At 68.0% G+C, this 15,701-nt stretch carries 11 protein-coding genes; all 11 read left to right on the top strand.

Features of this window, described 5'->3' with window-relative positions:
- Nucleotides 1–74: 74 nt before the first annotated feature.
- The 11 genes from A9513_RS01265 to A9513_RS01215 all read left to right on the top strand — a co-directional run bounded on the left by A9513_RS01265 (nucleotide 75) and on the right by A9513_RS01215 (nucleotide 15,443).
- A complete protein-coding gene (locus tag A9513_RS01265; RefSeq protein WP_141678323.1) occupies nucleotides 75–821 on the top strand; it encodes a response regulator in 747 nt (248 codons plus the stop codon).
- Between the two features lie 12 nt (nucleotides 822–833).
- Nucleotides 834–1,610: an ABC transporter substrate-binding protein gene (locus tag A9513_RS01260; protein WP_065083786.1), complete on the top strand. Its 777-nt coding sequence runs from the start codon at nucleotides 834–836 to the stop codon at nucleotides 1,608–1,610.
- On the top strand, nucleotides 1,607–3,850 hold the full coding sequence (locus A9513_RS01255; protein WP_065083766.1) for a hybrid sensor histidine kinase/response regulator: 2,244 nt from the start codon (nucleotides 1,607–1,609) through the stop codon (nucleotides 3,848–3,850). Before A9513_RS01260 ends, A9513_RS01255 begins: the two co-directional genes overlap by 4 nt.
- 414 nt (nucleotides 3,851–4,264) lie before the next feature.
- Complete coding sequence (locus A9513_RS01250) at nucleotides 4,265–5,692, top strand: amino acid permease (RefSeq protein ID WP_024766709.1); 1,428 nt, start codon at nucleotides 4,265–4,267, stop codon at nucleotides 5,690–5,692.
- Between the two features lie 391 nt (nucleotides 5,693–6,083).
- On the top strand, nucleotides 6,084–6,872 hold the full coding sequence (locus A9513_RS01245) for an enoyl-CoA hydratase/isomerase family protein (RefSeq protein ID WP_065083765.1): 789 nt from the start codon (nucleotides 6,084–6,086) through the stop codon (nucleotides 6,870–6,872).
- 17 nt (nucleotides 6,873–6,889) lie between these two features.
- On the top strand, nucleotides 6,890–8,050 hold the full coding sequence (locus A9513_RS01240) for an acyl-CoA dehydrogenase family protein (protein WP_065083764.1): 1,161 nt from the start codon (nucleotides 6,890–6,892) through the stop codon (nucleotides 8,048–8,050).
- Between the two features lie 10 nt (nucleotides 8,051–8,060).
- Complete coding sequence (locus tag A9513_RS01235; RefSeq protein WP_065083763.1) at nucleotides 8,061–10,148, top strand: acetate--CoA ligase family protein; 2,088 nt, start codon at nucleotides 8,061–8,063, stop codon at nucleotides 10,146–10,148.
- Nucleotides 10,149–10,241: 93 nt separating this feature from the next.
- Nucleotides 10,242–11,852 (top strand): 5-guanidino-2-oxopentanoate decarboxylase, encoded by a 1,611-nt coding sequence (locus tag A9513_RS01230; protein WP_065083762.1) that lies wholly within the window; start codon nucleotides 10,242–10,244, stop codon nucleotides 11,850–11,852.
- A 55-nt stretch (nucleotides 11,853–11,907) separates the two neighbouring features.
- Nucleotides 11,908–13,098, top strand: coding sequence for a pyridoxal phosphate-dependent aminotransferase (locus A9513_RS01225; RefSeq protein WP_065083761.1), 1,191 nt, complete (start codon nucleotides 11,908–11,910; stop codon nucleotides 13,096–13,098).
- Complete coding sequence (locus tag A9513_RS01220) at nucleotides 13,091–14,509, top strand: aldehyde dehydrogenase family protein (protein ID WP_065083760.1); 1,419 nt, start codon at nucleotides 13,091–13,093, stop codon at nucleotides 14,507–14,509. Before A9513_RS01225 ends, A9513_RS01220 begins: the two co-directional genes overlap by 8 nt.
- A 229-nt stretch (nucleotides 14,510–14,738) precedes the next feature.
- On the top strand, nucleotides 14,739–15,443 hold the full coding sequence (locus tag A9513_RS01215) for an NAD(P)H-dependent oxidoreductase (protein ID WP_038803440.1): 705 nt from the start codon (nucleotides 14,739–14,741) through the stop codon (nucleotides 15,441–15,443).
- Nucleotides 15,444–15,701: the final 258 nt, after the last annotated feature.

Genomic DNA, 15,701 nt, shown 5'->3' with positions numbered 1-15,701 from the left:
CAGGACAGCTCCTACAGCTCTACCTCAACGTATAACAAGAATTGCCCCGCCACGAGCGGTGGCGTCAGCAGGGTATTGCGATGACTTCCCGTGTACTGATCGTCGACGACGATCCGGTGGTTCGCGAGCTCCTCCAGGCCTACCTGGGCGAGGAGGGCTATGACGTGCTCTGTGCCGGCACCGCCGAACAGGCCGAGGCGAGCCTGGCCGAAGCCGAACAGGGCGGGCAGCCCATCGACCTGGTGATGCTCGACATCCGTTTGCCCGGCAAGGACGGCCTGACCCTGACCCGCGAGCTGCGCGTGCGCTCGGAGGTCGGCATCATCCTGATCACCGGCCGCAACGACGACATCGACCGCATCGTCGGCCTGGAGTGTGGCGCCGATGACTACGTGATCAAGCCGCTCAACCCCCGCGAGCTGGTCTCCCGCGCCAAGAACCTGATCCGCCGCGTGCGCCACGCGCGCCAGCCCGCTGCCGCCTGCACGCCAGTCAGTCGTCAGCACCACAAGCGCTTCGCCCAGTGGACCCTGGACCCGGACCGCCGCCGCCTGATCGACCTCGATGGCAGCGAAACCCCGCTGACCCACGGCGAGTTCCAGCTGCTCGGCGTGTTCCTGCGCAACACTGGCCATACCCTCAGCCGCGACCAGTTGATGGACCAGATCCGCAACCGCGAATGGCTGCCCAACGACCGCTCCATCGACGTGCTGGTCGGCCGCCTGCGCCGCAAGCTGCGCGACGACCCGGCCGAGCCGGAGCTGATCATCACCATCCACGGCGCCGGCTACCTGTTCACCGCCACGCCTGCCGACGCCTGAGACATGCGCTGGATGTTCCTGCTGTGCCTGGCGCTATCTTTGCCGACTGCGGGCGGTGTTGCTGGCGCCGCCCAACCCGTCCGCTATTGCGACTACCCCGTCTATCCGCCCATCTCCTGGAGCGACGGCCACGAAGTGCGCGGCCTGGCGCCGCAAACCGTGCGCAGCGTGCTTGGCGAACTGGGCTACGAGGTGAAGACCGTGGTGCTGGGCAACTGGAAGCGCTGCCTGCTGGACGCCGCCGAAGGCCGCGTCGACGTGGTGCTCGCCTACCAGACCCCGCAGCGCGACGACGGCCTGCTGTTCTCCCGCGTGCCGGTGCTGCGCGAGGAAGTGGCGATCTTCTACAACCGCCGCAAGCCGGTGCGTTTCGACCAGTTGAGCGATCTGGCGAATTACCGCGGCGGGCTGCTCTTCGGCGAGAGCTACGGACCTGAGTTCGACCGTTTCGTCGCCGAGCACGGCAACGTCGAATGGGTCTCCGACAGCCGCCAGAACTTCGGCAAGCTGATCCGCCAGCGCATCGATTTCATCGCCCATGAGCGGCGCACCGGCACCCTGTTCGCCGAGCAACTGGCCGGCGGGCAGGACATCGCCGCGCTGCCCCGGCCGCTCACCGTGGATTACCTGCGCATCGCCGTCTCGCGCCATTCGCCGCTGGCCGCGCGGATGGACGAGATCGACGCCGCGCTGAAACGGCGCGTGGTCGACGGCAGCATCGCCCGCTGGCTGGACGAGAGCGAGCGCGGTTACCGCGCCATGCTCGCCGGCGACGGGGTGCCGCGTTGAAGCTGCCCGGCGGCCTGGCCCGGCGCCTGCTGCTGCGGGTGCTGCTGTTCAGCCTGTGCTTCACCGTGCTGGCCAGCGCCGCACAACTGTACTTCGAATACCGTCGTGAGATGCGTGACATCGATGCGCGCCTGGAGCTGATCCGCGTCGGCTACCTCGCCAGCTTCGAGCGCAGCCTGTGGGACCTCAACCAGGAGCAGCTCAACGTGCAGTTGCACGGCCTGGCCGACTTCCCCGACATCGCCCAGGTGCGCCTGCGCAGCGCCGACTTCAACCTGGTGCAGGACGCCGACGACACACGTGGGCCGTTCCGTACCGAGCGCTACGCCCTGGCCTTCCAGCCGCCGGACGGCGAGCGCCGCGACCTGGGCGAGCTGGAAGTCAGCATCGATCTCGGTGCCGTCTACCTGCGCCTGCTGCACGGCGGGCTGACCAGCCTGTTGTGGATGGGCGTGTTCCTCTGCGGCCTGGCGGTGGCACTGAGCTGGCTGTTCCACAGCCTGGTTACCCGCCACCTGCGCGCCATGGCCGAATTCGTCCGCGGGCTCACTGGCGGCAACCTGGGCACCGAGCTGGCGCTGGCTAAAAAACGCTCAGGCGAAGAGGACGAGATCGACACCGTCGCCGATGCCCTCGACGGTTTGCGCCGGGCCCTGCGTGCCGAGTTGCGGCGGCGCGAGGCTGACCGCGAAGCGCTGCAGAGCAAGCGTGACGAATTGCAGCGGCGGGTCGAGCGGCGCACCGCCAGCCTGCGCCGCGCCAAGGAGGAGGCCGAGGCCGCCAACCGCGCCAAGAGCCGCTTCCTTGCCACCATGAGCCACGAGATCCGCACACCGCTCAACGGCATCCTCGGCATGGCCGAACTGCTGCGCGCCGCGCCCCTGGGGGAGCAGGACCGGCGCCGGCTTCAAGCGTTATCCACAGCAGGCGAAGGACTGCTGGCGATCCTCAACGAGGTGCTGCACTTCGCCAAGCTGGAGGACGGCGCCAGCCAGCCGGAGCCGGTGGACTTCTCCCTGCGGCGCCTGCTGGACGACGTGGTGACCCTGCTGGAGCCATGCGCCGACGACAACGGCACTTGCCTGCGCTTGCGTATCGAACCCCAGGTACAGGACGGTTGCCGGGGCGCCGAGCAGTTCCTGCGCCAGGTGCTGAGTAACCTGCTGGCCAATGCGCTGAAGTTCACCGAGGAGGGCGAGGTGCTGCTGGAGGTCGCTGTGCTGGAGACCGGCGACGCCGGCCAGCGTCTGCGCTTCAGCGTGACCGACGACGGTATCGGCATCTCCGCCGAGCAGCAGGAAAAGATCTTCCAGCGCTTCACCCAGGCCAGCGACGAGGTAGCGCGGCGCTACGGTGGCACCGGGCTGGGGCTGGCGATCAGCAAGCGGCTGGTGGAAGCCATGGGCGGCGAGATTGGCGTGGAAAGCCTGGAAGGCGAGGGCAGCACCTTCTGGTTCGAGATCGTGCTGGCGCCGGGCGTAGTCCCGCGCTCCAGCGTGGCCGTCGAACAGGCGCCAGCGCTGGACGTGCTGGTGGTGGAGGACGTCGCCCTCAACCGCGAGGTCGCCCAGGCCCTGCTGGAGCGCGACGGTCACCGCGTGCAACTCGCCGAGGACGCGGCGCCGGCGCTGGCGCTCACCGCCGCGCGGCGCTTCGATCTGATCCTGCTGGACATGCACCTGCCGGGGATGAACGGCCTCGACCTGTGCCGGGCGATCCGCACGCAGGCCAGCGGACTCAACGCGACCACACCGATCCACGCCTTCACCGCCAGCGTTCAGCCGGGCATGGTCCAGCGCTATTTCGAGGCTGGCATGCAGGGTGTGCTGGGCAAGCCGCTGCGCCTGGACGACCTGCGCCGTGCGCTGTCCGGCGTGACCTGGGAGCTGTTGCCGGAGGCTGTGGATAACGGCCCGCTGGATCGGCAGGTCCTGGAGACCCATCGTCGTTTGCTGGGCGAGCACAAACTGAACGAGCTGCTCGCCAGCCTGTGGAAGCTGCTCGATGAGCAATGGCCGCTGCTGCTGGATGCGCTGCGCCAGGATGACGCCGTCGAGGCTGCGAGCTTGGCACATCGGCTGGCCGGGAGCTGCCGGTCCATGGGGTTGCGCGGGTTGGGGGATTGCCTGGGTGAGCTGGAGGAGGCGGCGTTGGCGGGGGCTTTGCTCGGTGATTGGCTGGAGCGGCTGGAGCGGGAGAGGGTGGTTGCTTCTGAGCTTTTTAAGAGCATCCGGACGTAGTTTCGGCGCGGGCGGACGGCCCTCACCCCAGGCCTCTCCCAGGGGGAGAGGGGGCCGTTCGGCGTAGTTGGCGCGTTCGGCATTCGCCGGCGAGCACCAATTTTGCAGCTTGCGCAGGACAGTCCCCTCTCCCCCTGGGAGAGGGCCAGGGTGAGGGGATCGCCCCAGCGTCTTGCCAGCCAGGGAGCGCTCTTACAAAAGAAACCCGCTGAAAGCCCAGCCCCACGCGCCCCGCACAAAATCCTTACATCTTTCTACAACTTCGATCCGTAGGAACAACGGGGTCTTACATCGCCTTCCAATAATCCGGTGGCATCCGTGCCCGAGCCACGGCCTCTGATTGATTGGAGATAACAATAATGATCCAACGTAGAGTTCCGCTCCGTCGCGCCCGCCGTTTCCCGGAGGTGCGCCATGTCTGAGTCCCATCACGCCCGTAGCGGCGAGAAGATCCAGCTCACCCGCGCGCTCAAGAGCCGCCACATCTTCATGCTGTCCCTCGGCGGCGTGATCGGTACCGGCCTGTTCATGGGCTCGGGCGTCACCATCAGCTCGGGCGGCCCGATGGGCGCCATCCTCGCTTACCTGGTTGCGGGCCTGCTGATGTATCTGGTGATGGTCTGCCTGGGCGAGCTGTCGGTGCAGATGCCCGTCTCCGGCTCCTTCCAGGCCCACGCCACGCGCTTCATCGGCCCGGCCACCGGGTTCATGATCGGCTGGGTCTACTGGATGAGCTGGGCCTCCACCGTCGGCCTGGAATTCACCGCCGCCGGCATGCTGATGACCCGCTGGTTCCCCGACGTGCCGATCTGGCTGTGGTCGGGCTTCTTCGTGGTCGTGCTGTTCTCCCTCAATGCCCTGGCTACCCGCGCCTTCGGCGAGGCCGAATACTGGTTCTCCGGGATCAAGGTTGCGGCCATCCTCGGCTTCATCGTGGTCGGCCTGCTGGTGATCTTCGGTGCCATCCCGCTGAACAGCGGCGAGGCCGCGCCGGGGCTGTCCAACCTGGTCGGCGACGGCCTGTTCCCCAACGGCCTGTCCGCCGTGTTCGCGGTGATGATGACGGTGGTCTACGCCTTCCAGGGCTGCGAGATCATGGGCGTCGCCGCCGGCGAGACCGACCAGCCGGAAAAGAGCATCCCGCGCGCCGTGCGCAACGTGGTGTTCCGCGTGCTGATCTTCTACGTGCTGGCGATTGCCGTGCTGTCCTGCATCGTGCCGTGGAAGCAGGCCGGGCTGATGGAAAGCCCCTTCGTGCAGGTGTTCGACAGGGTCGGCATTCCCTACGCCGCCGACCTGATGAACTTCGTGATCCTCACCGCGATCCTCTCGGTGGGTAACTCCGGCCTCTACGCGTCGACCCGCATCCTCTGGGCCATGTCCAAGACCGGCATGGCGCCGCGCAAGCTGTCCAAGCTCAGTGCCCGTGGCGTGCCGCTCTACGCGTTGCTGATCAGCCTCGGCTTCGCCCTGCTGTCGCTGCTCACCAGCGTGGTCGCCGCCGACACCCTGTTCATGGTGCTGATGGCGGTGAGCGGAATGGCCGGCACCGTCACCTGGATCGTCATCGCCTACGCCCAGTACCGCTTCCGCCGCGAGCACATGGCCAAGGGCGGCACCGTGGCCGACCTGAAGTACGCAGCGCCCTTATTCCCGCTGATCCCGCTGGCGTGCATCGCGATCTGCTGCTCGCTGTTCGTGTTCCTCGCCATGGACCCGACCCAGCGCCCGTCGCTGTACTGGGGCTTCGGCTTCATGGGCGCGTGCTATCTCGCCTACTACCTGCTCAGGCGCAAGCGTGGCCAGGTGCTGAGCGAGGAGGCGCTGCCGGGTATCGGTTGAGTCTTCCTGCATCGGAAAAGCCCCGCCTCGCGGGGCTTTTTCTTTGGCTCTTTGTAGGAGCGAGCTTGCTCGCGAACCCGCCCAACTCCGGAACCGCCGGAAAATCTGTTCGCGAGCAAGCTCGCTCCTACAAGGATTCCACCGCTCCCGGAGGCGCAGGAGTGGACTCTGTCCGCGAAGGCCCGCAGGGCCGTTTGTTCGAAGTTGTAACAAGCTCTCGGGGAAAACCCTGTGGAAACCCCTCAGCCCCCGCGTCGCGCGGCCTTCCCGCCGTTCGGCGGCACGTTACAAGCCCCCCATTCGGGTGGATTGCGAGCTTGCTGAACACTTGTTTAGTATTGCCTCCAACGCTTCATCCGCCTCAGCCAACGACTACAAGAACGAGGGCAGCATGACTCAGCCATCCCCGCTCAGCCGGGTCCAGGACGGTATCGCCTGGATCACCCTGAACCGCCCCGAGCAGCGCAACGCGCTCGACGTCCCCACGCTCAAGAACCTGCTGGCCCTGCTCGATGCTTACGAGGCCGACGAAGCCGTGCGCGTCATCGTGCTCAGCGGTGAAGGCCGCAGCTTCTGCGCCGGCGCCGACCTCGCCGAATGGGCCGAGGCCGAGGCGCGCGGCGAGCTGGAAACCTACGGCTGGACCGAAACCGCCCACGCCCTGATGCGCCGCCTGCACAGCCTGGACAAGCCGACCATCGCCGCCGTCAACGGCACCGCCGTCGGCGCCGGGATGGACCTGACCCTGTGCTGCGATTTCCGCATCGCCGGCGCCTCCGCCCGCTTCAAGGCCGGCTACACCGGCATGGCCTACTGCCCGGACGCCGGCGCCAGTTGGCACCTGCCGCGCCTGATCGGCGGCGAAGCGGCCAAGCGCCTGCTGTTCCTCGACGAACTGTGGAACGCCGAGCGCGCGCTGAACGCCGGCCTGGTCGGCGAAGTGGTCGCTGACGATCAATTGCAGGCTCAGGTCGGCGAATTCGCCGCACGCCTGGCCGCTGGCCCGACCTACGCCTTCGGCCACACCAAGCGCCTGATCCGTGAAGGCGCCAGCCGCACCCTGGCCCAGCAGCTGGAAGCCGAACAGGCCGCCGGCTTGCTCTGCGGCCGCAGCGAAGACGCCGCCGAGGCGCTGCGCGCCGTGGCCGAGAAACGCTCCCCCCAATTCAAAGGCCGCTGACGGCTGCAGGTGATGTGATGGATTTCCAACTGACCCAAGAACAGGAAATGCTCGTCGAGGCGGTCAAGGCTTTCGTCGAGAAAGAGCTGCTGCCCTACGAGGAAGAAGTGGACCGCGCCGACGCGGTGTCCCCGGAACTGGCCGCGAAGATTCGCGGCAAGGCCCTGGCGGCCGGCTTCTACGCTTTCAACATGCCCGAGGAAGTCGGCGGCGGCGGCCTGGACTACCTGTCCCAGGCGCTGGTCGAGCGCGAACTGTCCAAGGTCTCCTGGGCCCTGCACGTGTTCGTCGCGCGCCCCTCGAAGATCCTCATGGCCTGCAAGGGCGAGCAGATCCAGAACTACCTGCTGCCGGTGGTGCAGGGCGAGAAGATCGACTGCTTCGCCCTCACCGAGCCGGGCGCCGGCTCCGACGCCAACTCGATCAAGACCCGCGCCGTGCGTGACGGCGAGGACTTCGTGATCAACGGTTCCAAGCACTTCATCAGCCACGCCGGCCACGCCGACTTCGCCATCGTCTTCGCGGTGACCGACACCTTCGAGCGCAACGGCAAGAAGCGCAACGCCGTGACCGCCTTCCTGGTCGACAAGGGCACCGCCGGCATGACCGTGCGCCGCGGCCCGAAATGCGTGAGCAACAAGGGCTACCACACCTACGAAATCTTCTTCGACGACTGCCGCGTGCCGGCCTCCCAGGTCCTGGGCGAAGTCGACAAGGGCTGGGAAGTGGCCAACGCCTGGCTCACCGCCGGCCGTGTGATGGTCGCCGCCAACTGCGTCGGCCAGGCCCAGCGCGCGCTGGACCTGGCGCTGCAATGGTCGGCCGACCGCAAGCAGTTCGGTGCGGCGATCGGCAGCTACCAGGGCATCTCCTTCAAGCTCGCCGACATGGCCACGCAGATTCGCGCCGCCGAGCTGATGACCCTGCACACCGCCTGGAAGATGGATCACGGCAGCATGACCGACGGCGAAGCCGGCATGGCCAAGCTGTTCGCCAGCGAAGTGCTGGGCAAGGTTGCCGACGAGACCGTGCAGATCTTCGGCGGCATGGGCCTGATGGACGAAGGCCCGGTGGAACGCATCTGGCGCAACGCGCGCATCGAGCGCATCTGGGAAGGCACCTCGGAAATCCAGCGCCACATCATTTCCCGCGAACTGCTGCGTCCGCTGCTGCGCTGAGGCCCGTGCCATGAAACGCGAAAACCTCCAGCGCCTGCTGGCCCCCCGTCACGTCGCCTTCATCGGTGGCCGCAGCATGGCGCGCGCGCTCAAGCGCTGCGCCGAAGGCGGCTTTCCCGGTGCGATGTGGCTGGTCAACCCGCAATACGACGAACTCGAAGGCGTGCCCTGCGTGCGCAGCGTCGCCGAACTGCCCGAAGGTCCGGACGCGGTGTTCGTCGCCACCAACCGCGACCTGACCCTGCAGGCCGTCGCCGAGCTGGCCGCGAAAGATGCTGGCGGCGCCATCTGCTACGCCTCCGGCTTCGCCGAGACCGGCGCCGAAGGCGAAGCGCTGCAGTGCCGCCTGCTCGAATCCGCCGGCGACATGGCCCTGCTCGGCCCCAACTGCTACGGCCTGCTCGACTACCTGCACGGCTCCGCGCTGTGGCCGGTGGCCCACGGCGGGCACATGGTCGAGAAAGGCGTGGCGGTGCTGACCCAGAGCGGCAACTTCGCCTACAACCTGTCCATGAGCGACCGCTCGCTGCCCATCGCCTACATGGCTTCGGTGGGCAACCAGGCGCAGCTGGGCGTGGCCGAACTGATGGACGTGCTGCTCGACGAGCCGCGCGTCACCGCCATCGGCCTGCACCTGGAAGGCCTGAAGAACGTCCCCGGCTTCGCCCGCGCCGCCTTCAAGGCGTTGAACAAAGGCATTCCGGTGATTGCGCTGAAGACCGGCGTGTCCGAGATCGGCGCCGAGCTCGCGCTCAGCCACACCAGCTCCCTGGCGGGCTCCGATGCGCTGTACGACGCGCTGTTCGACCGCCTCGGCGTGATCCGCGTCAGCGGCCCGGTGAGCTTCATCGAAACCCTCAAGGCCGCCGCCTGCGGCAACCTGCCGGCCGGCCCGAGCCTCGCCGCGTTGGCCTGCTCCGGGGGCGACGCCGGGCTGATCGCCGACTACGCCGAACGCAATGGCCTGAGCCTGCCCAAGCTGCTCGACGCACAGCGCGCCGAACTGGCGCAGGTGCTGCCGGACTACGCCAATATCGCCAACCCGCTGGACTTTACCACCGCCATCTGGGGCGATGGCCCGGCGCTGGAGAAGATGCTCGACAGCGCCCTGCAGACGGAAGCCGACGCCGCCCTGCTGGTGCTCGACTACCCCGGCGAAGAAACCGGCGAGCGCCCGCAGTGCGACCTGCTGCTGGAGCTGTACTGCGCCGCGCTGGAGCGCCACGGCAAGGTCGGCTTCATCGCCTCCGCGTTGCCGGAGCTGCTGCCCAAACATGCCCGCGAACTGCTGCATTCCCACGGCGTCGCCGCGCTGCAAGGGGTGGAAGACGGCCTCGCCGCCTGGGGCCGCATCGCCCATTACCGCCAGCGTCGCGAAGCGCTGCTGACCCGCGGCGAAGCCGCCCTGGTGCCGCTCTGCCCGCAGACGCTGGAAGGCGAAGGTCGTCTGCTGGACGAGTGGCAGTCCAAGCAGGCGCTGAAACCCTTCGGCCTGCCGTTGCCGCGCGCCGCGCTGAGCACGCCGACCCAGGCCCGCGAAGCGGCCGCCGATGTCGGCTTCCCGCTGGCGCTGAAAGTGGTCAGCGCGCAACTGCCGCACAAGACCGAGGCCGGCGGCGTGGCGCTCAACCTGCGCAACGAGGCGGCGCTGGAAGCCGCGTTGTTCGACATGCGCGAGAACATCGCCCGCCACGCCCCCACGGTGCCGTTCGACCAGGTGCTGCTGGAGCGCATGGCCAATCCGCCGCTGGCCGAGCTGATCGTCGGCATCAAGCGCGAGAACGGCTTCGGCCTGGCGTTGGTGCTGGGCGCCGGCGGCATCCTCGTCGAGCTGCTCAAGGACAGCCGCAGCCTGCTGCTGCCCACCACCGACGCGGCGATCCGCGACGCCTTGCTCAGCCTGCGCAGCGCGCCGCTGCTCACCGGCTTCCGTGGCCGCGCGGCGGTGAACCTGGAGGCGCTGGTCGAGGCGATCCGTGCGGTGGCCGACTACGCCTGCGAACACGTGGACAACCTGCTGGAACTCGACGTGAACCCGCTGCTGGCGGACGCCGAGGGCGCCGTGGCGGTGGATGCGTTGATCCGCACCGTTGAATGACCTGCCTGTAGGCACGGGCTGCCCGCGAACGAATCCACCGAGGAGCGTTCGCGGGCAGGCGTGTTTCTACGAAGAACGCTTCGAGGAGTGAACATGCAGAACGACAAGAAACTCACCGGCGGCCAGGCCCTGGTGCGCCTGCTGGCCAACTATGGCGTCGACACCGTGTTCGGCATTCCCGGCGTGCACACCCTGGAGCTGTACCGTGGCCTGCCCGGCAGCGGCATCCGCCACGTGCTGACGCGCCACGAGCAGGGCGCCGGCTTCATGGCCGACGGCTACGCGCGCATCAGCGGCAAGCCGGGCGTGGCCTTCATCATCACCGGGCCGGGCGTGACCAACGCCGCCACCGCCATCGGCCAGGCCTATGCCGACTCGATCCCGATGCTGGTGATCTCCAGCGTCAACCACACCGCCAGCCTCGGCAAGGGCTGGGGCTGCCTGCACGAGACCCAGGACCAGCGCGCCATGACCGCGCCGATCACCGCGTTCTCCGCCGTCGCCTTGAGCGCCGAAGACCTGCCCGAATTGATCGCCCGCGCCTACGCCGTGTTCGACAGCGAGCGTCCGCGCCCGGTGCACATCTCCGTGCCGCTGGACGTGCTCGCCAACCCGGTTGCCCGTGACTGGACCAAGGAAGTCGTGCGCCGCGCCGGCCGTGGCCAGCCCAGCAGCGAAGCCTTGACGCAGGCTGTGGATAAACTCAAGGCCGCCCAGCGCCCGATGATCATCGCCGGCGGCGGCGCGCTGCATGCCGCCGATGCCCTGGCTGCGCTGAGCGAGCGCCTGGCCGCGCCGCTGTTCACCAGCGTCGCCGGCAAGGGCCTGCTGGCGCCGGACGCGCCGCTATCCGCTGGCGCCACCCTGTGCACCCAGGCCGGCTGGGACATGATCGCCGAGGCCGACGTGGTCCTCGCCATCGGCACCGAGATGGCCGACACCGACTTCTGGCGCGACCGCCTGCCGGTCAACGGCGAAGTGATCCGCGTCGACGTCGACTCACGCAAGTTCAACGACTTCTACCCGAGCGCCGTGGCGCTGCTGGGCGATTCGAAAGCGACCGCCGAAGCCCTGCTCGCCGCACTGCCGAGCGCAGACCGTGACGCGGCGAAAGCACAATCGCGCATCGCCGAACTGCGCGCGCAGATCGACGCCGGCCACGCCCCGCTGCAACGTATCCACCAGTCGATCCTGCAGCGCATCGCCAAGGTCCTGCCGGACAACGCCTTCATCGCCAGCGACATGACCCAGCTGGCCTACACCGCCAACTATCTGTACCCGAGCAAGGCCCCGCGCGGCTGGCTGCACCCCACCGGCTACGGCACCTTGGGCTATGGCGTACCGGCCGGCATCGGCGCCAAGTTCGGTGCGCCGGAGCGCCCAGGCCTGGTGCTGGTGGGCGACGGCGGCTTCCTCTACACCGCCCAGGAACTGGCTACCGCGACCGAGGAACTGGACAGCCCGCTGGTGGTGCTGCTGTGGAACAACGATGCGCTGGGGCAGATCCGCGACGACATGATCGGCCTGGACATCGAGCCCATCGGCGTCCTGCCGCGCAACCCGGACTTCGCCCTGCTCGGCCGCGCCTACGGCTGCGAGATGCGCCAGCCGCAGAGCCTGGACGAACTGGAGCGCGACCTGCGCAGCGGCTTCGCCCATCCGGGCGTGACGCTGATCGAGCTGAAACACGCCTGCGCCCAGTAGGACCTGTTGCACCCGCCGGGGCCCCTGGGCCCTGGCGCCTTGAAGGATGAACACCATGCGCTACTCGAACTTCACCCAACGCATCGCCGGCGACGGCGCCGCCGCCTGGGACATCCACTACCGCGCCCTGGCGCGCATGGAGCAGGGCGACGACATCCTGCTGCTGTCGGTGGGCGACCCCGATTTCGACACTCCCGTGCCCATCGTGCAGTCGGCCATCGACAGCCTGCTGGCCGGCAACACCCACTACGCCGATGTGCGCGGCAAGCGCGCGCTGCGCGAAGCCATCGCCCGTCGCCACAGCCAGCGCAGCGGCCAGGCGGTCACCAGCGACGACGTGGTCGTGCTGGCCGGTGCGCAGTGCGCGCTGTATGCCGTCGCGCAGTGCGTGCTCAATCCGGGCGACGAGGTCATCGTCGCCGAGCCGATGTACGTCACCTACGAAGCGGTGTTCGGTGCCTGCGGCGCCAAGGTCATCCCGGTGTCGGTGCGTTCCGAGCACGGCTTCCGCGTGCAGGCCGAGGACGTCGCCGCGCTGATCACCCCGCGCACCCGCGCCCTGGCCATCAACAGCCCGCACAACCCCTCCGGCGCCAGCCTGCCGCGCGCCACCTGGGAAAAGCTCGCCGAGCTGTGCGTGAGCAATGACCTGTGGATGATCTCCGACGAGGTCTACAGCGAGCTGCTGTTCGACGGCGAACACATCAGCCCCGCCAGCCTGCCGGGCATGGCCGAGCGCACCGCGACCCTCAACAGCCTGTCGAAATCCCACGCCATGACCGGCTGGCGCGTGGGCTGGGTGGTCGGCCCGCGCGAGCTCTGCGCGCACCTGGAAAACCTCGCCCTGTGCATGCTCTACGGCTCGCCGGACTTCATCCAGGACGCCGCCTGCACCGCGCTGGAAGCCAAACTGCCGGAACTGGAAGCCATGCGCGAGGCCTACCGCCAGCGCCGCGACCTGGTGCTCGACTGCCTGGCCGATTGCGTCGGCGTGCGCGCCCTGCGCCCGGACGGCGGCATGTTCGTGATGGTGGATATCCGCGCCACCGGGCTCTCCGCCCAGGACTTCGCTGATGTGCTGCTGGACCGCCACGGAGTCTCCGTGCTGGCCGGCGAAGCCTTCGGCCCCAGCGCCGCCGGGCACATCCGCCTGGGCCTGGTGCTCGGTGCCGAACCGCTGCGCGAAGCCTGCCGCCGCATCGCCCTGTGCGCCGCCGAACTGCTCCAGGAGAAACGTTATGCGTGATCGTTCTCAGCTTTACATCGATGGCGCCTGGGTGGCGCCGCAAGGGCAGGGCGTGGCCGAGGTGCAGAACCCCGCCACCGAGGACTGCGTCGGTCGCGTGCCGCTGGGCGGCGAAGGTGACGTGAACCGCGCGGTGGACGCCGCCCGCCGTGCCTTCCCGGCCTGGTCGCAGACGCCGTCCCACGTGCGCGCCGGCTACATCCGCGCCCTCGCCGAACAACTGAAGAACCGCGCCGACGAAATGGCCGCGCTGATCACCGCCGAGCTGGGCATGCCGGTGCAGTGGTGCCGCATGGTACAGGTCGACGGGCCGATCGAGGGCCTGGAAAGCTATGCCGCGATGGCCGCGCACATGGACGAAGTGCGCGAGGTCGGCAACTCGCTGATCGTCAAGGAAGCGGTGGGTGTCTGCGCCTTCATCAACCCCTGGAACTACCCGCTGCACCAGCTGATCGGCAAGCTCGCCCCGGCGCTTGCCGCCGGCTGCACCGTGGTGGTCAAGCCGAGTCAGGACACCCCGCTGCACGCCTTCCTGCTGGCCGACATGGTCCACGCCATCGGCCTGCCAGCCGGCGTGTTCAACCTGGTCAGCGGCCCCGGCTCCAAGGTCGGCGAAGCGCTGGCACGGCATCCGGACGTGGACATGGTCTCGTTCACCGGCTCCACCGGCGCGGGCGTCAAGGTCTCCGAAGCCGCGGCGCCGACGGTCAAGCGCGTGTGCCTGGAGCTGGGCGGCAAGTCGCCGTTCCTGATCACCGCCGATGCCGATCTCGCCGCCGCTGTGCGCCACGGCGTGCAGGACGTGATGATCAACTCCGGGCAGACCTGCACCGCACTCACGCGCATGCTGCTGCCGGCTCATCGCTATGCCGAAGCCGTGGAAATCGCCCGCGCCGAAACCCTTGCGCTGAAGATGGGCGACCCGCTGGACGCCGACAGCTTCCTCGGCCCGATGTGCTCGGGTGGCCAGCGCCGCACCGTGCTCGACTACCTTCGCGTCGGCCAGGAAGAGGGCGCGCAGCTGATCTGCGGCGGCGCCGAACGCCCGGCGCAACTGGAGCGCGGGCACTATGTGCAGCCGACCCTCTTCGCCGGGGTGAACAACCAGATGCGCATCGCCCGCGAGGAAATCTTCGGCCCGGTGCTGTGCCTGATTCCCTATGTCGATGAAGCAGAAGCCATCGCTATCGCCAACGACTCGCCGTTTGGTCTGTCCAGCGCCGTCTGGGCGGGCGATCGCGAAGATGGCCTGCGCCTGGCGCGGCAGATGCGCGCCGGCCAATGCTTCGTCAACGGCGGTGCCTTCAACTACCGTGCGCCTTTCGGCGGCTACAAGCAGTCCGGCAACGGCCGCGAATGGGGTGAGCAGGGCTTGCACGAGTTCGTCGAGCTCAAGGCCATTCAACTCTGAGCGCCTGAACAGCGCCCTCTCCCCAGCCCTCGGCTTTGCGCTCTACCTCCTGCAGCCATGCAGTCGTCTCCCGCAAGCGGGAGAGGGGCGCAAAAGCGCTTCGGCGCGACCGGCGGGAGACGGTGCATGAATACGAATACTCCCTCGCCCTTCAGGGAGAGGGCTGGGGAGAGGGTGCCGAGCCAACACACCGATCCGCCAAGAATTGCCTTTCCGGCCAGGAATCCACATGAACGTACTGATCGTCCACGCCCACAACGAACCGCAATCCTTCAGCACCGCGCTGTACCAGCTCGCCGAGGAAACCCTCCGCGGCCAGGGCCACGAAGTGCAGGTCTCCGACCTCTACGCGATGAACTGGAACCCGGTGGCCAGCGCCGCCGACTTCGGCGCCCGCGCCAACCCCGAGTACCTGGTCTACGCCCTGGAACAGCGCGAAGGCGCCAAGGCGAAAACCATCGCCGCCGACATCCAGGCCGAACTGGACAAGCTGCTCTGGGCCGACCTGGTGATCTTCAATTTCCCGATCTACTGGTTCTCCGCGCCGGCCATCCTCAAGGGCTGGTTCGACCGCGTGCTGGTCTCGGGCATCTGCTACGGCGGCAAGCGCTTCTACGACCAGGGCGGCCTGGCCGGCAAGAAGGCGCTGGTGACCGTGACCCTCGGCGGGCGCGACCACATGTTCGGCGACGGCGCCATCCATGGTCCGCTGGAAGATATGCTGCGGCCGATCCTGCGCGGCACCCTGGCCTACACCGGCATGAGCGTGCTGCCGCCGTTCGTGGCCTGGCATGTGCCCTACATCAGCAACGACGCGCGCCAGGACTTCCTGCGTCAGTATCAGGACCGTCTGCAGAATCTGGAGAACGACCAACCGCTGGAGTTCGTGCGCCTGGAGCAGTTCGACGAGCGCCTCTACCCGCTGCCGCGCTAGACGCTTTTCTACAGGTTCTGCCTTCTGCCCGGTGTAATGGCTTGCGCCTGCCAATCAGCTGGCCAGAAACGAAAAAGGGCGGCCATCCTAAGAAGGCCGCCCCTGGAGAAAGAGTCAGTCGCTGCAGCCAGGTATGCGCGGGGGAGAGGGCCGTCGATTGGTGTATCGGCGGCCGTACGATGAGCCTGGTATGCCCAACGTTGCTGCAGCGACTTGTCCGGCACTATACGTGGTAACAATCGCTAAAAAACGACCCTA

This window comes from Pseudomonas sp. AU12215, from assembly GCF_001675465.2.
Taxonomy (GTDB): domain Bacteria; phylum Pseudomonadota; class Gammaproteobacteria; order Pseudomonadales; family Pseudomonadaceae; genus Pseudomonas; species Pseudomonas nitroreducens.
Note: the sequence above shows the minus strand (reverse complement) of the source record. Positions and strands in the feature narration are given on the sequence as shown.